This is a genomic window from Gottfriedia sp. ABJ_BB2_2 (assembly GCF_055484705.1).
Window position 1 is genome coordinate 105,979 of sequence record NZ_JBVFKR010000008.1, and the last position, 19,979, is coordinate 125,957.

General features: G+C 31.2%; 19 protein-coding genes. 17 read left to right on the forward strand and 2 right to left on the reverse strand.

The features are described from left to right. The first annotated feature begins 35 nt into the window (after positions 1-35). The 5 genes from spoIIP to ACX6U0_RS16585 all read left to right on the forward strand — a co-directional run bounded on the left by spoIIP (position 36) and on the right by ACX6U0_RS16585 (position 6,903). Complete coding sequence (gene spoIIP, locus ACX6U0_RS16565) at positions 36-1,169, forward strand: stage II sporulation protein P (protein ID WP_464960982.1); 1,134 nt, start codon at positions 36-38, stop codon at positions 1,167-1,169. 355 nt (positions 1,170-1,524) lie between these two features. After that, positions 1,525-3,285, forward strand: coding sequence for an N-acetylmuramoyl-L-alanine amidase (locus ACX6U0_RS16570; protein ID WP_464960983.1), 1,761 nt, complete (start codon positions 1,525-1,527; stop codon positions 3,283-3,285). A gap of 82 nt (positions 3,286-3,367) precedes the next feature. Next, complete coding sequence (locus ACX6U0_RS16575) at positions 3,368-5,371, forward strand: methyl-accepting chemotaxis protein (RefSeq protein ID WP_464960984.1); 2,004 nt, start codon at positions 3,368-3,370, stop codon at positions 5,369-5,371. Between the two features lie 230 nt (positions 5,372-5,601). Next, positions 5,602-5,985, forward strand: coding sequence for a DUF3888 domain-containing protein (locus ACX6U0_RS16580; protein WP_464960985.1), 384 nt, complete (start codon positions 5,602-5,604; stop codon positions 5,983-5,985). Between the two features lie 147 nt (positions 5,986-6,132). Next, entirely contained in the window at positions 6,133-6,903 is a 771-nt protein-coding gene (locus ACX6U0_RS16585) for an oxalate:formate antiporter (RefSeq protein WP_464960986.1), read from the forward strand. A 168-nt stretch (positions 6,904-7,071) separates the two neighbouring features. Here ACX6U0_RS16585 and ACX6U0_RS16590 read toward each other — a convergent pair whose 3' ends face one another. Beyond that, on the reverse strand, positions 7,072-7,428 hold the full coding sequence (locus ACX6U0_RS16590) for a permease (protein WP_464960987.1): 357 nt from the start codon (positions 7,426-7,428) through the stop codon (positions 7,072-7,074). Positions 7,429-7,611: 183 nt separating this feature from the next. Here ACX6U0_RS16590 and ACX6U0_RS16595 point away from each other — a divergent pair, with 183 nt between their 5' ends. From ACX6U0_RS16595 to ACX6U0_RS16605, 3 genes are all read left to right on the forward strand, one after another. After that, a complete protein-coding gene (locus ACX6U0_RS16595; RefSeq protein ID WP_464960988.1) occupies positions 7,612-9,285 on the forward strand; it encodes a formate--tetrahydrofolate ligase in 1,674 nt (557 codons plus the stop codon). Between the two features lie 184 nt (positions 9,286-9,469). Next, on the forward strand, positions 9,470-9,982 hold the full coding sequence (locus tag ACX6U0_RS16600; RefSeq protein WP_464960989.1) for a hypothetical protein: 513 nt from the start codon (positions 9,470-9,472) through the stop codon (positions 9,980-9,982). An 11-nt stretch (positions 9,983-9,993) separates the two neighbouring features. Then, complete coding sequence (locus ACX6U0_RS16605; RefSeq protein ID WP_464960990.1) at positions 9,994-11,211, forward strand: DEAD/DEAH box helicase; 1,218 nt, start codon at positions 9,994-9,996, stop codon at positions 11,209-11,211. 114 nt (positions 11,212-11,325) lie between these two features. Here ACX6U0_RS16605 and ACX6U0_RS16610 read toward each other — a convergent pair whose 3' ends face one another. Next, complete coding sequence (locus tag ACX6U0_RS16610) at positions 11,326-12,285, reverse strand: MBL fold metallo-hydrolase (RefSeq protein ID WP_464960991.1); 960 nt, start codon at positions 12,283-12,285, stop codon at positions 11,326-11,328. Positions 12,286-12,456: 171 nt separating this feature from the next. Here ACX6U0_RS16610 and ACX6U0_RS16615 point away from each other — a divergent pair, with 171 nt between their 5' ends. The 9 genes from ACX6U0_RS16615 to ACX6U0_RS16655 all read left to right on the forward strand — a co-directional run bounded on the left by ACX6U0_RS16615 (position 12,457) and on the right by ACX6U0_RS16655 (position 19,959). Further along, on the forward strand, positions 12,457-12,939 hold the full coding sequence (locus tag ACX6U0_RS16615) for a glutathione peroxidase (RefSeq protein ID WP_464960992.1): 483 nt from the start codon (positions 12,457-12,459) through the stop codon (positions 12,937-12,939). A gap of 130 nt (positions 12,940-13,069) precedes the next feature. Further along, positions 13,070-13,717 carry an HD domain-containing protein gene (locus ACX6U0_RS16620; RefSeq protein WP_464960993.1) on the forward strand — a complete coding sequence of 216 codons (648 nt, stop codon included), beginning with the start codon at positions 13,070-13,072 and terminating at the stop codon, positions 13,715-13,717. Continuing rightward, complete coding sequence (locus ACX6U0_RS16625; protein ID WP_464960994.1) at positions 13,714-15,603, forward strand: ABC-F family ATP-binding cassette domain-containing protein; 1,890 nt, start codon at positions 13,714-13,716, stop codon at positions 15,601-15,603. The genes ACX6U0_RS16620 and ACX6U0_RS16625 overlap by 4 nt, the downstream gene beginning before the upstream one ends. A 160-nt stretch (positions 15,604-15,763) precedes the next feature. Next, positions 15,764-16,153 (forward strand): single-stranded DNA-binding protein, encoded by a 390-nt coding sequence (locus tag ACX6U0_RS16630; RefSeq protein ID WP_464960995.1) that lies wholly within the window; start codon positions 15,764-15,766, stop codon positions 16,151-16,153. Between the two features lie 57 nt (positions 16,154-16,210). Beyond that, positions 16,211-17,359, forward strand: coding sequence for a conserved virulence factor C family protein (locus tag ACX6U0_RS16635; RefSeq protein ID WP_464960996.1), 1,149 nt, complete (start codon positions 16,211-16,213; stop codon positions 17,357-17,359). 4 nt (positions 17,360-17,363) lie between these two features. Further along, positions 17,364-17,792, forward strand: coding sequence for a BrxA/BrxB family bacilliredoxin (locus ACX6U0_RS16640; protein WP_464960997.1), 429 nt, complete (start codon positions 17,364-17,366; stop codon positions 17,790-17,792). A 41-nt stretch (positions 17,793-17,833) separates the two neighbouring features. Continuing rightward, complete coding sequence (locus ACX6U0_RS16645; protein ID WP_464960998.1) at positions 17,834-18,607, forward strand: class I SAM-dependent methyltransferase; 774 nt, start codon at positions 17,834-17,836, stop codon at positions 18,605-18,607. Positions 18,608-18,679: 72 nt separating this feature from the next. Continuing rightward, positions 18,680-19,474 (forward strand): thymidylate synthase, encoded by a 795-nt coding sequence (locus ACX6U0_RS16650; protein ID WP_464960999.1) that lies wholly within the window; start codon positions 18,680-18,682, stop codon positions 19,472-19,474. Then, positions 19,471-19,959, forward strand: coding sequence for a dihydrofolate reductase (locus tag ACX6U0_RS16655; protein ID WP_464961000.1), 489 nt, complete (start codon positions 19,471-19,473; stop codon positions 19,957-19,959). The genes ACX6U0_RS16650 and ACX6U0_RS16655 overlap by 4 nt, the downstream gene beginning before the upstream one ends. Positions 19,960-19,979 lie beyond the last annotated feature (20 nt).

The following is a 19,979-nucleotide window of genomic DNA, read 5'->3' on the forward strand; positions in this document are numbered from 1 at the left end:
AGAGCTTGTACATAGGATTTAGTAGAGGTGATTTAATGAGACAAGCAATCTATATAAAATCTATTAACCTGAAACGAGTTACGGCAAGTGTCTTTGTTGGCATTGTCTTGTTATTTTTGGTCGCAAGTCTTTTTGTTACATCCATGAAAAATACAAAATCCTACTATATACATCAATGGTTTGAAAAAATGAGCTATGAAGGATTTATCAAAGCGTTTGAGTATGAAAATGGCCATTTCAAATTAGGAAACGAATTATCAAAGAATGGACAACCTATCAGCAATATTTTATTTTCGTTTATCACAAATATCAGACTTTATGATCCTAAAAGTCTTTTAGTTCACGAAATCTCAAGTATGACTAAATTTGAAAATAATATATTAGTTGCTGGTGAGGGAACAGATTTTACGAATTTACCAATTGAATCGAGTTTAACGATAAATGAAATTAATCAGAATCCCGATGTTAAGGATCCAGTCAATGAACCGTTGAAACCAACTAAACCACCTAGCAAAACAACTGATGGTAATGTGTTCTTTATTTATCATACACATAGCTGGGAATCGTTTTTACCGCTAATTCCTGGAGCAAAGACACCAAACCAAGCATCATCACCAAAAGTAAATGTTAGTTTACTAGGTGAGCGATTAAAGAAGAATTTGCAAGCTGCTGGTATTGGTGCTGTTGATGATAAAACAAATATCGGAAATGAACTATCCAATAGGGATTGGACTTGGGGATCATCTTACAAAATGTCTCGACTCATTGTACAAGAAGCAATTGCTCAAGATCAGAATTTAGAATATTTAATTGATATACACAGAGACGATCAAAGAAGAAAAGTAACAACTATAGATATTGATGGTGAAAAATACGCAAAACTTTACTTTGTTGTTGGCGTAGAAAATAAAAATTACAAAAAGAACTTAGCATTCGCAAAAGCGATAAATAATGAAATTAAGAAAGTAAATAAAGGATTATCGAGAGGGATTTATAGTAAGAACTATAAACAAGGTAATGGCGTATATAATCAAGATTTATCTCCTAATTCTTTATTAATTGAAGTCGGTGGCGTAGATAATACATTACCTGAACTGTATCGAACAATTGATTTACTTTCAGAGATTTTGAGCGAATACTATTGGAATGCAGAGAAAGATAATGGTTAAGAAATGGAGCAAAGTGAAGGAAGCTCAAAAAAATAGCGGGTAAAGAAATAGACAACAAGTTAAACAATCACCCCATGAAAAAAGCGTATCAAAGAACGAGCACGCATACTTAATTTTAACTAAAAACTGAAACTACATGAAAGGCAACTAATTAAAATATTAATTAGTTGCTTTTTTTGATGTAAAAACTTGGTGATAAATAGCAAGTACAATATATTCGGTTTGATAATATTATTATGTAAACTAAAACGCTAAATAGATTTAATTTTTTAAATATTATTATATTAATCTTCCAATATATGTTTCTTTCTTATATGATAATTATATACAGAATTAGACAAAAGGAGACAAAAACATGAGGAGTTTAAAAATCCTTATCATATGTTTGATTAGTAATGTTTTATTCATTTCGAATTCTGTAAATGCCACCTTTAAACCACCTAATATATTTACAGATGAGAAAATTCAAATTTCATATTTGCAAAAAGGTAAAATCTTACCAACGGATTTAAATATAGAGGGAACGATTACGAATATAGAATTTATGAGTTGGCTTCAATATTTTACATATGATGAGAAAAAGAATTTACGTTCAAAATCTATGTCAGAAGATGCAAAAACAAAGCTAGTTATAAAAGAGTTAAAACTAGATACTATTTATCAAAAGTGGGAAAAAAGTGGAAGTTTAAAGAAACAATTAACCTATTATGAAATGATGTCAATTTTATATCAGCTAATTGGTTATGAAAAATTAAGTGAAACACAATTAATTCAAATGATTGAATTAGAAAATGTAATGTCAAAAGAAGAAATAAGTTTTGTTACTAAAAGTTCAAATTTGAAGAAAAAAACAGCTGCAGTACTTTTTGCTAGATTTATTAGGCATTTTCAAAAGAATCAGTACGAAGCATCGGGTCAAGCAATCACTTCAGACAGTACACTATTCCTTACCGAAGGACCCTCCTCTAACTTTCAACACATCTTAGAAATTCCAAAGAAAAAAAGTTTCATGGTCATCTCAAAATTAGGTAATGTAATTGTTGCTAAATTTAATGGTAAAATTGGATTTTTATCAAAATCAATACAATTTTCATTTGAAAAAAATGTTTATAAATCGAATGCAAATAAAGTCAATATGCGCTTAGGACCGTCAACTTCTCATCCAATTATAAAAGTAGTAAATCAAAATGAGCAGCTTGAAGGTAGGCAATTTAACTCAGAATGGGTTGAAATTTCTTCCATCAATGGCAAAGCTTTTATTTCAAGTAAATATGTAAAGAAGATAGATTCACCTCAAAAAAATAATGAAAATATAGATGATACTGAAAATTTAGTAAAAAAAGTCTATGTATTAGCCGATAAATTAAATATCAGAGCAGAACAATCTGTATCTTCTAGTATAATTGGCTCGGTTTTAAAGGGTGAAGAGCTAGTATTATTAACCAAATATACAAAATGGTCAAAAATTAAGTATAAGAAAATAGTTGGATATGTAAGCAATGATTACATTTCTCCAAAATCGAATTCACTTGATAAGACAATTGTAATTGCGATCGATGCAGGACATGGTGGTAAGGACCCAGGTACACACTTTAAGGAGTTAAATGAAAAAAACATTACATTAGAAACTGCGTTGAAAATTAGGCAATCGTTTGAACCTTCAAACGTCAAAGTCGTTTTAACGAGAGAATCGGATGTATTCTTGGATTTAGGTGAACGAGTTAGAATTGCGAAGCAAAATAAAGCAATTTTGTTCGTAAGCATTCACGTAAATTCAGGTAGTGGAAGTAACGGCGGAGGTTCTGATACTTATTACTATGGTAATAACGGAAAAAATCCATTCATTTCAGAAAGTCAATCGTTAGCATCTTCCATTCAAAAAGAGATGTTAAATGCTTGGGATTTAGCTGATAGAGGGATTCATCATGGTAATTTCCAAGTAATAAGAGATAATTCAATGCCTGCAGTACTTACAGAGTTAGGTTTCATTGATTCAAAAAAAGATCAGGTTTATTTAAGCTCTAGTGAGCAATTAACAATAATCGCAGAGGCAATCCATGACGGAATTGTAAACTATTTAATCACAGAAGGATATAACTTTAAACAGAGTTCTTAAAAATGATTCAAAAGGAAAATAACATAGATCAATTTACATATTATTTTTTGAAAATTAAATATATAAAAAGGGGTTTTCTGTAATGATTCGCTTGAAAAATATACGAATAAGTGGGAAATATGGAATTGTCACGATTGGTACAATTTCTGTATTTGTTGTTTCATCAGCTTTAACATTTGGGTTATTAAACTCAATACGAAGTGAATACAAAAATGCAAACGAAATAAATCAGCAAGCTTTATTGGCTGAAAAATTATCATCAACTTTTTATAAAAAATATGTAGCACTATCTGGTTATGCAACTTTTAAAGACCAAGCTTCACTTACTAATTACAGAGAAATTGATCAGGCATTTTTAAAGTCAATTAAAAAGACAAAATCAATTAATAATAAGAAAATACAAAAAACAATTGGTGATGTAGTAGAATATAATCAGCTAATGAATGATATTTTTGAGAAGAAAATAGTACCAACCGTAGAAGAAGGTGGGAGTGATGACTCATACATAAAATTACTTGTACAACAAGCATATGGTACGCAAAAATATATAGATGTAAAATCTAGCGAAATAATTAGTATTTTAGAAAAGAAAAATAGTAAAGTTGATGAAAAAGTTGAAGGTGCAATAAAAACTGTTAAAACAGTATTAATATTAGCGGTTTTAATCAGTGCTTTACTATCGAGCATTGCTCTATATATTGCAAATCGCCTTATTAATAAAAAAATGAATAAAGTACTTTATTCAATTAATGAAATTTCAGAGGGTAATTTAGCTGTTAATAATGAAGTCTTTGATGGTAAAGATGAAATTGCTTTACTATCTAGTGCAACAAATAAAGTAAAAGAGAATTTACTACGTATTGTTAAGCAAATGAATAATGTTTCAACTGAAATGAACGAACGTAGTAATGAATTAACGCAATCAGCTTCAGATGTTCAAAAAGGTTCTCAACAAATTGCAGCTACAATGCAAGAATTAGCAACTGGATCTGGTATTCAGGCTGAATCTTCTAATCAGATGGCTGAAATGATGAGTGATTTCAATGATAAAATGTCTGTTGCTGGTCAAGCAGGTGAAACATTAAAAGGCGCTTCTAATGAAGTTCAAGATCGTACTAGTCTTGGCTACAAACAAATGAATGAATCATTACAACAAATGACAATCATTCATGACGTTGTAAAGGGCTCAGTGGAAAATGTAGAGCAATTAGTTTCTCATGCAAAATCTATATCAAAAGTAATTAAAGTAATTCGTGATATTGCTGATCAAACGAATTTATTAGCATTAAATGCTTCAATTGAAGCTGCTAGAGCTGGCGAAGCAGGTAGAGGATTTGCAGTTGTTGCAGAAGAAGTTCGAAGACTTGCTGAAGGAGTTAAATTATCTGTTCAGGATATTACGTCAATCGTACAATCAATCCAAACAGAGGCTACTGCAATGGCAACTTCTTTAAATGCTGGATTTAAAGAAGTTGAAAAGGGTACACAATCTATTGAAGCTACTGGTGAAACGTTTAATGGAATTAATAGCCGAGTAGAAAATATGAATTTAGAAATTCAAGAAATAGCTACTACATTATTTACAATGCAGGACGGTAGCATGGAATTAATGAAATTTATTGAACAAGTTGCAGCTGTTACAGAAGAAAGCGTTGCTGGTGTTCAACAAACTGCCGCTTCAGTCGAAGAACAAAGTGCTACAATGGATGATGTAGCATCAAGTGCAGTTTTATTAACAGAGCTTGCTGGTCAATTAGATCATGTAATCAGTCAGTTTATTATCGATGAATCAGTCGAGAAAGGTAGTGTTGATTTTGTATCTGAACAAGCTTTTGAACAGAATGAAATCAATGAACCAACACAAAATAAAATAAATAACATTGAGAAAACAGAAATTCAAAATGAAGATATAAATGAATTAGTTAATGAAGAAATGATTCTAGAGGATGACAACGATGTAGTAGAAGAAGTTATTCTTGAAGAAAATGAAGATGAATTAGAAGAAACTGAAGAATTAAGTTCAGTTGAAACGATTGAAGAAATTCAATACGAAGATTTAGAAGTAGAAGAGAATAAAAAAAAATAATTGACTAGAAAACTGTTTAGAAATCTAAGCAGTTTTCTTTTTTTGGCCAAAAATGTAAGGATTTATTCAAAATAACGATCGATTCAGTCATCGATGCACCAAAAACAAGTTTGGATTTCAAAAGTCAGTTTTTATGACTACATATAAATGTAAGTTGTAACATAACCTTTTCGAAATTGTAAAGAATAGAAAGTAAGTAAATCATTAATCTATGGAATGGGGGTCTGTACATGAAGAAAAAAATCCTGATCTTATTTGTATTTTTATTATTTTCAAACTCTAAACCTACATATGCAGTGACTGCACAAAATGAAGTTCTTGAAGATGCGGTATTATCAATTTTATTTCCAACGATTAATAACGAATTGTTCAAAATGTTTGGCCCAGGTGAAAAATATAATTGTGCAGCAATTACTAGTATTAAAAAGAAATATAATGGAACGTATGTGTTTGGCGCAACAATTCAATTGGTCGCATATAAACCACAACAAGCACCACCATATACTTTAGTAAAGTTTCATTTCTCAAACGACGATGGAGAATGGAGTATCAAATCTGTTACTAAAGAACCAATTCAAACAAAAACAACAAATTTATGTAGACCACCTGTATAATTGCTAGGGAAAAAATCATTATTATTAAAAAAAATGACAAATATTAGTAATTTTTGTAGGTAAAAAGAATCTATTTTTTCATATTCAATGATAATTATCCAATAAAATATGATATGATAAAGAAAAAAATTAAAGGTGGCATTTTCGTTGGCAGGAATTGATTCGGTAAAGGAGATTATCTATATTTATGGTGATAAGCATAATCACTGCTTTATTACTTCTGGAATAAATTATAAAGAATTTGTACAAGGGCTGCCATTTCCACTTCAAAATATTCTTTTATTAAAACATGATGTACAATGGTCGGATTTTAACTTAAATTCTTCTTTTTTTTATGTTGAAAAAGATTATATAAACCAATTTATTTTAGATCAAACCGAACAGGATGAACTTTGTTGGATCGATTTCGAGGAATTAGCAGACTTAGATGAACTAGAGCCTAAAGAAATTGCAGAACTTTTGTATCTTGCACATAAAAAAGAACCATTAAACAAGCCATTTATACCAAGATTAAATAACTCATTTGCTTATATGAGTATTAGTGATGGAATGTATCAAAAAGTATATTATAAACGAATGAATGATTTTATCATTATGCTGTGTAATGTTATTTCATATAAAATGTCACATCTTCAACGTAGAAGTTTAAATATATTTCAACGTTCAAAAGCAATCACACCAATCAATTTAAAGCTAATGCTAACATTATTTCCTCTAATGGAGGATGGATTAATCATTGATATTAGTGAAAGAGTCGAAAATAGAAAAGTAATTGAAATACCAATTTTCCGTGTTGATTTTTATTCTGGTGTTGATGAAGTGTTAGAAAATGTTGAAGAATATAAAGAAATAACAAATCACTTTGCAAACTTAACTTACTCTAAAAAAGATGATGAGTGGAGTGTTATTGAAGTTTAAAAGAGGATTCTAATGAATTCTCTTTTTTAGTATACTTACATTCAGACTGGCAGGGGTGTGTAGCTAGGTTTAAATGAGTTTTACTTAGTTTTTTATAAAAACACTGTAAAAAAGTGATATATCGAAGAAATCTTAAAAGAGGATCCTACTGGAATCCTCTTTTTTATGCTATAAAATTGCACTTAAGACAAATAGTAAATTATAGAAAATGGAGACGATCACCGAAAATAAACCAAAACCAATTGATGTATAACCTAATGTTGAGTGACCTTTTGTAACAGTATAAATTCCGAGAACAATCCCGATTAATCCAAATAATACCGGCATGAAAAATAATGAAAATAGAGAAAAAAATAGAGCGGTATATCCTATAACCAATTTCCAAAGATACGTTTTTGATTCAGAATCAGTATCACTATAGAAAACATTCCTTGTCGGATAGAATTCTGTACTGTATTCTTCATTATGATCATCTGACAATTTATGATTTCGTTTATTCGTTTTATTTTTTTTATGACGATACATAATTCCACTCCTTTCATTTATGCCTTATGTTTAGTATGCATCTAAGCGGTTCTTTGATAAGTAGAAAGAATTACTAATTTGAGCACCAAAATCGTATTTTTGAATGTAGAATTGATAAAATGAAAAAAGTGTCAAATCATGCTATAATTTGGATATCGAAGAAGAGCTAATGGAGATGATTTAATGAGCAAGTCAGATTTAGAAATTGCATTTGAATCAAAAATGAAAAAAATATCGGATATTACGAAGGATTTAGATTTATTTGAAGATGATGTAGAAAATTATGGACATTATAAAGCTAAATTATCACTGTCAGTATTGGAACGTTTAAAAAATAATGATGATGGGAAGTTAATATTAGTTACTTCAATCAATCCTACACCAGCAGGAGAGGGTAAATCTACGGTAACTGTTGGATTAGCACAAGCTTTTCATAAAATTGGAAAAAAAGCGATTGTGGCATTACGTGAACCTTCATTAGGACCTACTATGGGCGTAAAAGGTGGAGCAACTGGAGGAGGATATTCTCAAGTTTTACCAATGGATGATATTAATTTACATTTTAATGGTGATATTCACGCAATCACGACAGCAAATAATGCACTTGCAGCTTTTATTGATAACCATATACAACAAGGAAATGAACTTGAAATTGATGTTAGAAGAATTACGTGGAAACGTGTTGTGGATCTGAACGATCGTGCATTGAGGAATATTATCATCGGACTTGGTGGACCTACCGAAGGAGTACCAAGAGAAGATGGATTTGATATAACTGTAGCTTCTGAAATCATGGCTGTTTTATGTTTAGCTTCTGATATCCAAGATTTGAAAGCTCGTCTAAAACGCATAGTAGTTGCTTATACTAATGAAAAAAAACCGGTAACGGTAGGAGATTTAAATGTTCAAGGTGCATTAACATTATTGTTAAAGGACGCAATTAAACCAAACCTCGTACAAACAATTGAACATACACCTGCAATTATTCATGGTGGTCCATTTGCAAATATAGCGCATGGCTGTAATAGTGTAATCGCAACGAAGATGGCATTAAAATTAGGTGATTATGTCGTCACAGAAGCGGGTTTTGGTGCAGATTTAGGCGCGGAAAAGTTTTTAAACATCAAAACTAGAGCGCTTGGTGTTACGCCTGATGCGGTAGTAATTGTAGCAACTATAAGGGCATTAAAAATGCATGGTGGAGTACCTAAAAATGAGCTTTCGACTGAAAATGTTGATGCGATTAAAAATGGGATTTGCAATTTAGAAAAACATGTTGAAACGATTCGAAAATTTAATGTCCCTGCCGTAGTGGCAATTAATAAATTCATTACTGACTCTGAAGAGGAAATCAGTTTTATTCAAGAGTGGGGCAATAAAAATAATGTAGTTGTTGTATTAACAGAAGTTTGGGAACATGGTGGATTAGGTGGCGTTTCTCTCGCTGAGACACTTGTTTCTTTACTGAAAAAACCGAAAGAGCCTTTTGAATATTTATACGATGTAAATGATTCAATTGAATTAAAAATCACGAAAATAGTGAAGGAAGTATACGGCGCTGACGGAATTAATTTATCTACAAAAGCAAAAAAACAAATCCAAGAATTTAATGAAAATGGATGGGGAAATCTTCCAATCTGTATGGCTAAGACACAATATTCTTTATCTGATCAGCCACAAGCATTAGGTAGACCAACAGGATTTAAGGTAGAAATTAGAGAATTAAAAGCTTCGATTGGAGCAGGTTTTATTGTAGCTTTAACAGGGAATGTTTTAACAATGCCAGGACTTCCAAAGAAACCTGCCGCATTAAACATGGATGTTGATGAAAATGGTCGAGCTTTAGGGTTATTTTAATTCTCTGAAAGATTTTTTTGATTGGAATCATAAAGATTGAAGTTGATTACAATGGAAGGTTCGAGTGCGTTTACTTTCAATAGCAACATTAAAAAAGTCTATTTTAAAGATACATTAATTTTAACAGAGGTAGAGGATACCAACTTACTGGATATCCTCTTTCTTATGTAAAGGGGAAATTCATATGTTTGATCCAACAGCATTTGATAATATGAAAGTGATTGTTGAAGGAATCTTATATGATAAGGATTTAGATGGTGACTATCTGATTATTGATAGAGATGATTTTATGAATTTATCGAAAATGAATCGTGAATTTTCGATAACATATAAAAAGAATAGTGTGAAAAGCAATGTGAGTTGTAAATTTACATTAGTAACAACGGCTAAAGATTTATACGCTGAATTGATAGCTTCTAGTGAAGATGTTGGTTGTTATATAGAGCAAACATTTTTTTTCAATAAGGAAATAGAAACTGAAATTTTGCAAAGAAGTTTAATGCTACTGCAAAATCACACAAAACAACAATTCAACGTTTTTCATAACATTAAACAATCATTTTTTGATAAAAATAAAACAGAAACATCGTTAATCATTAAATTTATCAAAAAAATAACAGAAGATGAATTTGATCAATTAGAAGAATTGATACATATTTCGGAAATAATGTTACAATGGTTTGATGAGAAATATTAAAGGAGATTTAAATGGAACATTTTCAGTTAACAGAGAAAACAATTTTAAAAATAAAAGAAAATAATATTACAAAGTGGACTTCTGTCCAAGAAAAGGCGATTCCAGCAATTCTAGAAGGAAAAGATGTAGTTGTTCAATCGCCAACTGGAACAGGTAAAACACTTGCTTATGTATTACCACTACTTAAACTAATTGATGAGAATGAGGAAAATCCTCAAGTTGTCATAATGGCACCAACTCGTGAATTGGTAATGCAAATTTTCCAAGTTGTACAGGACTATACTCAAAATACAAATATAAAAGTAGCTTCAATTGTTGGTGGTGCAGATGTTAAACGCCAAGTTGAAAAGCTAAAACAAAAGCCGAAAATTATTGTAGGTTCTCCAGGTAGAATTATGCAGTTGATTAAGTTGAAAAAACTTAAAATGCATGCTGTTAAAAAGATTGTATTTGATGAAGTAGATGAATTAATTAAGACTGATGATCAAAAAGACCTACCTCAAATTGTTAAAGCGACATTAAAAGATCGTCAGTTATTATTCTTTTCAGCTACTATTACTCCTCAAGCGATGCAGTTTGCGAAAGAGCAAAGTACGAACCTAGCAGAAATTACAGTTGATCAAAGTCTTGAAGGAAATATCATGCATGGATTTATTCCTTGTGAAGAAAGAGAAAAATTAGAATTACTAAGAAGAATAGGATCAATGCAAAATATGAAAGCACTAGTATTTAGTAATGATCCATTTAAATTAGAAGGCTATGCATCGAAATTAAACTTCAGAGGAATTAAAACTGCTGTGCTTCATTCAAAATTAGGTAAAATGGAAAGAAGTAAAGTATTAAAAGACCTTCAATCTGGTAAAACATCGCTGTTATTCTCAACGGATGTAGCAGCAAGAGGTATCGATCTTCAGGACTTACCATTTGTCGTTACTTTAGACGTACCTGAAAAAGTTGAACAATATACACATCGCAGTGGTCGAGTAGGTAGAATGGGCAATCAAGGTACAGTTATTAATTTAGTGACACCTCGTGAAAAGAAGCATCTATTTACATTAAGAGGTACGCAAAAGTTATTCTTTGAACAGTTATCCGTTACACATGGAGAAGTTCGTAAACTTGAAATATCTGAGAATGTAGAAGAGAAAGTAAGAATTGAAAAAAATAAGAAATTACCGACAAATAAAAGTCCAAAAAATAATTTTAAAAAGTTTAAAAAGCAAAAATAAATTATATTAAAAGCGTGTGAATGATCACACGCTTTTTTTATTCCAAAAAAATGACCAAATCGCAGTCGAAGTGGTCACAAAACAGTCAAAATAAGTGTGAAAGAAACGCTATCCTTAATTGCTTCGTTTTTTATTTTTTTCAACTGAAAGGATTAGTCCCATTGCTGAAACTTCTATATCTAGTTTAATGATATTAAATACTGGATGATCTGCTTGAATGTTCTTGTTAATCAATTCTTGTTTAATCTCTTCGAACAAAGCATTACTCAAATATGTACTTTTCCCATAGAATGTTAAATTTGGATATTGCTCAATAATTGAATTTGTTTTATTCATAAATAAATCTAGATAAGAAGGAATGGATTCATAGATAAATTGTGTTTGATTTGATAAACCATAGTGACCAAAACAGATGGCATCTGGTTGAAAAGATTTAATTAAATGTAAAGAATCAATCATATGTTCATATGAAAATTGGTTAGGTGACGTTGACGGTAAAACAAATGGTCCAATTTCATTTTCTAACTGTGGATAATAAATGCCGATTGTATCACCTGTATACATATATTTACTTTGATGATCAAAAATTGAAATGTGATGATTTGCATGACCAGGAGTATATAAAAATGACAATTTATGATTCTTTCCGATCATTAGCTCTTCACCATGTTGGACAGAATAGATTCTACGTTGATCCACAGGCAGAATCGGATCGAATAAACGGTCGAAATCTTCTCCATAAACTTGTCTTGCACTTGCTATTAGCTTAGTTGGATTCTCTAAATGGGGTGCTCCTTTTGGGTGTACATAGAGAGTTGCATTTGGACATTTTTCCATTAATAAACCTGCTCCACCTGAATGATCTAAATGAATATGTGTCACAATCAAATGTTTAACTTTTTCAAGAGGAATGTTTAATTCCTTTAGTCCATTTAATAAGTATTCATGCGAAGGACTTGCGCTTGTTTCAATAACGGTAATTTCTTCTGAAAGTATGACATAACTGCCGGTTCGATTAGGAAATGAAAGATCATATAAATCAATTAAATATGTTAGTTCGCCGATTTTTTTCAATTTCTTTCCTCCAATTTCATATGTAAAATGGTGAAGAAAAACAAATTCCCATCTTAACTATAAATTAATTATGTTTATGTTTGAAGAAATTTTAAAAATGAGGCTTTAAAATTAGACATTTTGTTGGAAAAAAATTACTATAAAAGTAAATCCAATTAGGAGGAATGTATAGTGAGTATCTATGATTTTCAAGTAAAGGATAGTAAGGGAGAATTAATACCTTTATCTAACTATAAAGATCAGGTAGTTATCGTCGTCAATACTGCAAGTAAATGTGGATACACTCCTCAATATAAAGATCTTCAAGCGCTTTATGAAGAATATAAAAATGAAGGTCTAGTTGTAATTGGATTTCCATGTAATCAATTCATGAATCAAGAACCTGGTTCAAATGAAGAAATTCAAAGCTTTTGTGAACTGAACTATGGTGTATCCTTTCCAATTTTAGGGAAAGTAGATGTTAATGGAGAAAATGCAGATCCACTTTTTAAATATTTAAGTAAAAATGCTCCAGGAATAATGGGACTAAAATCAATCAAATGGAATTTCACAAAATTTATCATTGATAAAAATGGTGAGGTTGTTGAAAGAGTAGCTCCACAAACAAACCCACAAGAAATGAAAGCTACAATTGAAAAATTATTAAAAGCTTAAAAAATGCCTTCACATATTTTTGTGAAGGTTTTTTTATCGTACAATTATCGTTCCAGAATTATACTCTCGTTGTTTTTCATTCAAAGAAAAATGTTATAATAACTCTAGTCTATTCTTGGAGGGACAAAGAATGAATCAGCAAAAAATCATTTCTAATTTAGAAAATTATGTTCGAAATATACATAGTGGAGATAGTAGTGGTCATGACTGGTATCATATTGACCGTGTAAGAAATTTAGCTGTTCACATAGCACGTAAAGAAAATGCAGATGAATTTATTGTTGAATGTGCAGCACTTGTACACGATGTGATTGATGATAAATTACATACTGACCTAAAACATCAAAAGGAACAACTAATTGAAACGCTCTCTAATCTTTTACATAATTGTGATCAAGTCAATGCAATTATATACATAGTAGAAAACATTTCATATAAAGGTGGCAATGGTGTCATTCCAACAACACTTGAAGGAAAGATTGTTCAAGATGCAGATCGACTAGATGCAATTGGGGCAATTGGAGTTGCGAGAACATTTGCATATGGTGGCAAAAAGAATCGTAGCATGTTTAATCCAAACTTTGAAATTAGAGAAAATATGACGTTAGAAGAATATAGAAGTGATCAAAGTTCGTCACTTCATCATTTTTATGAAAAGATACTAAAATTAAAAGAATTAATGAATACACCCAGTGCTTATGAGATGGCAAAGGAAAGACATTCATACGTGGAGAATTTCATTGAACAATTTATGAAAGAGTGGAATTTTACTAAATGAAAATATTAAGTGTAGAAAATTTAATGAAAACTTATGGTGAAAAAACCTTATTTGATGAAATTTCATTTACTGTAAGTGAAGGGCAAAAAATAGGATTATTAGGTGTTAATGGAACTGGTAAGTCAAGCTTATTAAAAATTATTGCTGGTACAGAATCAGCAGATGACGGGAAGATTATTACACCGAAAGATTATGTAATAAGTTATTTACCACAGCACGAAGATTTCGATAAAAAACAAACTATATTAGAAGCTGTTTTCGAAAGTGAAGATAAAATCATGACTTTAGTAAAAAATTATGAAAAAACTCTTCAAAAACTTCAAGCTGATCCATTAAATGATGTATTACAAAATGAGTTATTAACATTGCAAGCTGAAATGGATTCGAAAAATGCGTGGGATTTAGAAGCAAATGCAAAGACGATTTTATCAAAACTAGGATTAAACGATTTAAACTTAGATGTAACCCTACTTTCTGGGGGACAGAAAAAAAGAGTTGCCCTAGCGAAAGCTTTAATTCATCCATGTGATTTACTAATCTTAGACGAGCCTACAAACCATTTAGACTATGAATGTATTGTGTTTTTACAGGAATACATTAAGAGACTTCAGAATGCTGTATTATTTGTCACGCATGATCGTTACTTCTTAGACGAAGTGACTACTGCTCTATTAGAGTTATCTAATGGGAATATATATCGATATGAAGGAAACTATCAGTACTATATTGAACAAAGAGCGGCTAGAGAAGAACAAGAAGCTGCAACAAATGAGAAAAGAAACAACTTATTTAGACGAGAACTTGCATGGATGCGTAGAGGTGCAAAAGCAAGAACAACTAAACAAAAAGCTAGAATTCAAAGATTTGAAGACTTATCTAGTAAAATGGGTCAACAAGAGCAAGTCGAGTTAGAAATGAACTTCAAGCAAACTCGATTAGGGAAAAAGGTTGTTGAGTTTAAAGATGTAAGTAAATCATTTGGTGAGAAAAAAATATTAGATCATTTTAATCTACTATTAATTCAAAATGATCATATTGGCATTATTGGTGAGAACGGTGCTGGTAAAACAACACTTTTAAAAATGTTAATTGGTAAAGAAAAAATTGACGATGGTGAAATTGAAACAGGTCAGACAGTAAAAGTAGCATATTATTCTCAAATTCAAGAGGAACAATCACCAACAATGAGAGTAATTGATTATATTAAAGAAGAAGCAGAAGTAATTTATACACCGGACGGTAAAACAATTTCTGCATCGCAAATGTTAGAAACTTTTCTTTTTCCAACTCATTCCCATGGTGTTCAAATTGGAAAGCTATCTGGTGGAGAAAAAAGAAGACTATACTTATTAAAACTATTAATGACAGCACCGAATGTTTTACTATTAGATGAGCCAACAAATGATTTAGATATTGATACATTAACGGTACTTGAAGATTATATAGAAAACTTTAATGGGGTTGTAGTAACGGTTTCCCATGATCGTTATTTCTTAGATAAGGTCACGAATAAACTACTTATTTTTGAAGGTAATGGGAAAGTTTCTTCTACTCTTGAGAGCTATACTGAATATTTAGAACGAAAAACAATTGAAGCAAAAGAAATTCAATTAGAAAAAGCAATAGTTGAAAAACCAGTTTATCAGAAAGAACAGAAGAAAAAGCGTTTAACTTACCAAGAGCAAAAAGAGTGGGATAGTATTGAATCCGACATTGAGATTTTAGAAAGTGAGATCGAAAGACTTAATGAAAAGTTGTTAGAGGTCGGTTCAAACTTTGAAGAAGCATTTAAACTGTCAAAGGAAATTGAAGAAAAAGAAGGCCAACTTGAACATAAAATGGAGCGATGGTCGGTTTTAAGTGATCTAGTAGAAAGTTTGAAATAAGGTGAAATATGATTTTTGAAATGCCAATTGTCTTTAACAGTTTAATTTTTACATTTTAAATTGTAAAATTTGTTAAATAATATTATGTAAAAGGCCATTTCCATGTTTTTACGAGATACGTTTAAAAGTGTATTGTAGTTAAAAAAAGGAGTTGGTTATCATGATTAATAATGTTGTCATTTTAGGGAGATTAACAAAAACACCAATGTTACAAACTACTAATAATGGAAGGAAATCATCTTTTATTAGTATCGCTACAACTACTTACAATGCACATATGAAAAAGAACAAAACGAATTATGTTTCCATTAAGTTATGGGGTCAGACAGCAGATTATGTTGCTAAAAAGGGTAAAAAAGGAATGGAAGTTTCAGTTGAAGGAATTGTGAAAACTTCAAGTTATGTTAACGAGCAGGATAAACAAATTTTTGTGACTGAAGTAGTTGCTGAGAAAGTTCACCTAATAACTGGTCAATTTGAAGAGACAGCTCAAAATGTAAGCAATTCAAATGCTTCTGAATTTGAAAAATTTGTGAATGCATTACAATAGTGAGTTTCTCCTCTTTTTGATAAGATGAAGATAATGAAACAAGAAGAGGAGATCACAATGAAGATTAAATCAATTGAACCAACACCAAGTCCAAATACAATGAAAGTGTTACTTGATGAAGAATTACCTTCTGGTAGCAGGAATCATTATTCCTTAGATAATGTAGATAAAGCACCGTCCATCATTAAAGATATATTATCAATTGATGGCGTTAAAAGTGTATATCATGTATCGGATTTTTTAGCGATCGATAGAAAATCGAATGCAAATTGGCAAAATATTTTACAACAAGTTCGCAGTGTATTTGGTGAAGATTTGAATGAAACAAGCGTTGAGGAAAATCAAATTGATACTCATTTTGGAGAAGTTCAAGTATTCGTACAAATGTATCATAATATTCCTATGCAATTAAAACTAATTGTAAACGGAGAAGAACAAAGAGCAGCATTACCTTCTTTTTATAAAGAAGCAATCATGAAGCTCACTTCAGCAGCATCCAATGTCGTATTTGAAAGACAATGGGTAGACTACGGCATTCGATACGGTGAGTTATCTACGATTGAAAAAGAAATAATTGACGAATTAACGGCTACTCATACAGAACAAGATGTACAAGCAATCGTAAATCAAGTAATGAATAGTGAAGTGGCGCATAAGGAAAACATCGAAGCACCAAAATTCGAGCCATTTACGATGGATATTTTTAGTGAAACAGACTGGAAAAAGAGATATGCACGTTTTGTTAAAGTGAATCCAACAATAGAAGATTTACCACTTCTAGAAATCGCATTAAAAGATGAACACGTTTCAATCAGAAGGTTAGCAACAGCATATCTAGGTATGATAAAATCAGAATTAGTCTTACCGTATTTATATGAAGCTTTAAAGGATAAAGCAGTAGGTGTTAGACGAATTGCGGGAGACTGCTTATCTGATTTAGGATTTGAAGAAGCTACACCTGCTATGATTGAGGCTTTAAAAGATCCTAGTAAATTAGTAAGATGGCGTGCAGCAATGTTTCTATTTGAAGTTGGAGATGAAAGTGCGATCCCTGCTTTGAAAGATGCGTTAGATGATCCAGAATTTGAAGTGAAATTACAAGTTCAACTAGCTTTACATCGTATAGAGAATGGTGAAGAAGCTTTAGGATCAGTTTGGAAACAAATGACTGAAAAAATGAAATCAGAAAATAATAAAGGGGAATAAAACAATGAATGCATACGATGAGTATATGAAAGGTATTGTAAAACCAATGAGGGAAGAATTAACTTCAAACGGTTTTACTGAACTAACATCAAGTGAAGAAGTAGAATCATTTATGAATAATTTAGAGGATACAGCTTTTTTCGTCATTAATTCAGTTTGTGGATGTGCTGCTGGATTAGCAAGACCATCTGCAGTTCAAGCGCTTATTGAATCAGAAAAAAAACCAGTACATGCAATGACGGTTTTTGCTGGTCAAGATAAAGAAGCAACTTCAACTTTAAGAGAATATTTAGCTGATTTTGCACCATCTTCACCTTCAATGGCAGTGTTTAAAGGTAAAGAAGTAGTAGGCTTCATCCCAAGAGAGCAAATTGAAGGCTCTAGCCCAGAAGATATTAAAGCAAGAATTCAGTCAATCTTTAGCCAAATGTAAAAAGAGGAATTTTCCTCTTTTTTCTTAATGTAAGGAGACATATGATCGTAACAACTTGCCTAAGGCCAACTTTATTACTCACTAAACAAGCAGAGGAAATTGCAACAGATTTACATAGTAAAACTGTAACTAGAAAAGAATTTAGCTTAGATGAACTTTACGAGAAGTGGAATGAGCCCATACTTGTCGTAGGAAAGAAGAGATTAGAATGGTATGAAAATGGACAAGCTGCACCATTTTTCTTCCATCCAAATTCTTCAGTATTTAGAATTAGAAGATTATTAAAAGGGGAACATGATCCTTTTTGTGATGCTAGTTTATTATCAAAGGGCGACTCATTACTCGATTGTACGCTTGGAATGGCTTCGGATAGTATTGTAGGAAGTTTTGTAGTAGGTGATTCGGGAGTGGTAGTTGGATTAGAAAAAAGCCCGATTATTGGATATTTGACTTCAAAAGGACTTCAAACTAACCAACAAAATATCTCTGATTGGATGAATATTACAAATCGAATTATTGTTGAGAATGTTGATTATAAAAGTTATTTATCAAATTTAGCAGATAATACTTTTGATGTTGTATACTTTGACCCTATGTTTGAAAAGAATATTGAAGCTTCAAATGGCATTGCGGGGTTAAAAGTACTGGCTAACTATGATGATTTAACGTTAGAAGTCATTGAACAAGCTAAAAGAGTAGCAAGAAAAAGAGTGGTACTGAAGGATCATTTTAAAAGCGAACGTTTTAAAAAATATGGATTTACGCAAATAATTCGAAAAACTTCTGAATTTCATTTTGGATATATTGAAAAATGATTAGAAAAAATCTGATGAAACCTTTAAAATAAAAATAGTTCATCGAAAGTTTAAAAGCTTAGGAGGGTCAATATGAAGCAATACTTAGAATTATGTAAACATGTACTAGATCATGGAATGACAAAAACAGACCGAACTGGAACAGGTACGATTAGTACATTCGGTTATCAAATGCGTTTTAACCTCCAAGAAGGCTTTCCTTTAGTCACTACAAAAAAGGTTCATTTAAAATCAATCATTCATGAATTACTTTGGTTTTTGAAAGGTGAAACCAATATTCGCTATCTACAAGAAAATGGCGTGAGAATATGGAATGAGTGGGCAGATGAAAATGGAGAATTAGGTCCTGTTTACGGTCACCAATGGAGATCATGGCAATCGATTGATGGTTCAACAACCGACCAAATTTCAGAAGTAATTGAACAAATTAAAACGAATCCAGATTCAAGAAGACTGATTGTGTCAGCTTGGAATGTAGGTGAGCTTGATAAAATGGCTTTAGCACCTTGTCATTGTTTTTTTCAATTTTATGTAAATGATGGTAAGCTTTCATGTCAACTTTATCAACGTTCTGCTGATATTTTTCTAGGTGTACCATTTAATATTGCTTCGTACGCACTTTTAACGATGATGATTGCGCAAGTATGTGATTTAGAACTAGGTGATTTTGTTCATACATTTGGAGATGCACATATTTATACGAATCACCTTGAACAAATTAATTTACAACTAACGAGAGAGCCAAAAAGCTTACCTAAAATGAAAATTAATCCAGAAATCAAAAGTATTTTTGATTTTACATTTGAAGATTTTACATTAGAAGATTATGATTCACACCCGGCTATTAAAGGGGTTGTTAGTGTATGATTGCTGCAATTGTTGCGATGAGTGAAAATAATGTCATCGGTATTAATAATGATTTACCTTGGCATTTACCTCAGGAATTAAAATATTTTAAACAAATAACAACTGGCCATACGATCATCATGGGTAGAAAAACGTATGAATCAATCGGTCGACCACTTCCAAATCGCAAAAATGTCGTTGTCACAAGACAGTCAAATTACGATGCGGAAGGTGTAACAGTTATAAATGATCTTGAAGAATATTTGAAAGAGCATAAGGAAGAAGTACTATTTGTAATAGGTGGGGCAGAATTATTTAAAATGGCTTTTCCTTATTTTGATACATTATATATAACTGAAATTCACCACAATTTTGAAGGTGACACGTTCTTCCCGGAGTTTAATAAAAATGAATGGGTCATTACATCAAAATCAGACGAACAAATAGATGAAAAATCAAAAATAAAATTTACATATTTTGTTTATGAAAAAGTGTTGACATCTTGAATTAAAGATATTAATATGAA

Coding starts and splice junctions, on each gene's coding strand:
- ACX6U0_RS16620 (WP_464960993.1), top strand. CDS start 13,070: ATGAATCAGCAAAAAATCATTTCTAATTTAGAAAATTATGTTCGAAAT.
- ACX6U0_RS16640 (WP_464960997.1), top strand. CDS start 17,364: ATGAATGCATACGATGAGTATATGAAAGGTATTGTAAAACCAATGAGG.
- ACX6U0_RS16580 (WP_464960985.1), top strand. CDS start 5,602: ATGAAGAAAAAAATCCTGATCTTATTTGTATTTTTATTATTTTCAAAC.
- ACX6U0_RS16625 (WP_464960994.1), top strand. CDS start 13,714: ATGAAAATATTAAGTGTAGAAAATTTAATGAAAACTTATGGTGAAAAA.
- ACX6U0_RS16655 (WP_464961000.1), top strand. CDS start 19,471: ATGATTGCTGCAATTGTTGCGATGAGTGAAAATAATGTCATCGGTATT.
- ACX6U0_RS16635 (WP_464960996.1), top strand. CDS start 16,211: ATGAAGATTAAATCAATTGAACCAACACCAAGTCCAAATACAATGAAA.
- ACX6U0_RS16630 (WP_464960995.1), top strand. CDS start 15,764: ATGATTAATAATGTTGTCATTTTAGGGAGATTAACAAAAACACCAATG.
- ACX6U0_RS16650 (WP_464960999.1), top strand. CDS start 18,680: ATGAAGCAATACTTAGAATTATGTAAACATGTACTAGATCATGGAATG.
- ACX6U0_RS16575 (WP_464960984.1), top strand. CDS start 3,368: ATGATTCGCTTGAAAAATATACGAATAAGTGGGAAATATGGAATTGTC.
- ACX6U0_RS16600 (WP_464960989.1), top strand. CDS start 9,470: ATGTTTGATCCAACAGCATTTGATAATATGAAAGTGATTGTTGAAGGA.
- ACX6U0_RS16645 (WP_464960998.1), top strand. CDS start 17,834: ATGATCGTAACAACTTGCCTAAGGCCAACTTTATTACTCACTAAACAA.
- ACX6U0_RS16570 (WP_464960983.1), top strand. CDS start 1,525: ATGAGGAGTTTAAAAATCCTTATCATATGTTTGATTAGTAATGTTTTA.
- spoIIP (WP_464960982.1), top strand. CDS start 36: ATGAGACAAGCAATCTATATAAAATCTATTAACCTGAAACGAGTTACG.
- ACX6U0_RS16605 (WP_464960990.1), top strand. CDS start 9,994: ATGGAACATTTTCAGTTAACAGAGAAAACAATTTTAAAAATAAAAGAA.
- ACX6U0_RS16595 (WP_464960988.1), top strand. CDS start 7,612: ATGAGCAAGTCAGATTTAGAAATTGCATTTGAATCAAAAATGAAAAAA.
- ACX6U0_RS16590 (WP_464960987.1), bottom strand. CDS start 7,428: ATGTATCGTCATAAAAAAAATAAAACGAATAAACGAAATCATAAATTG.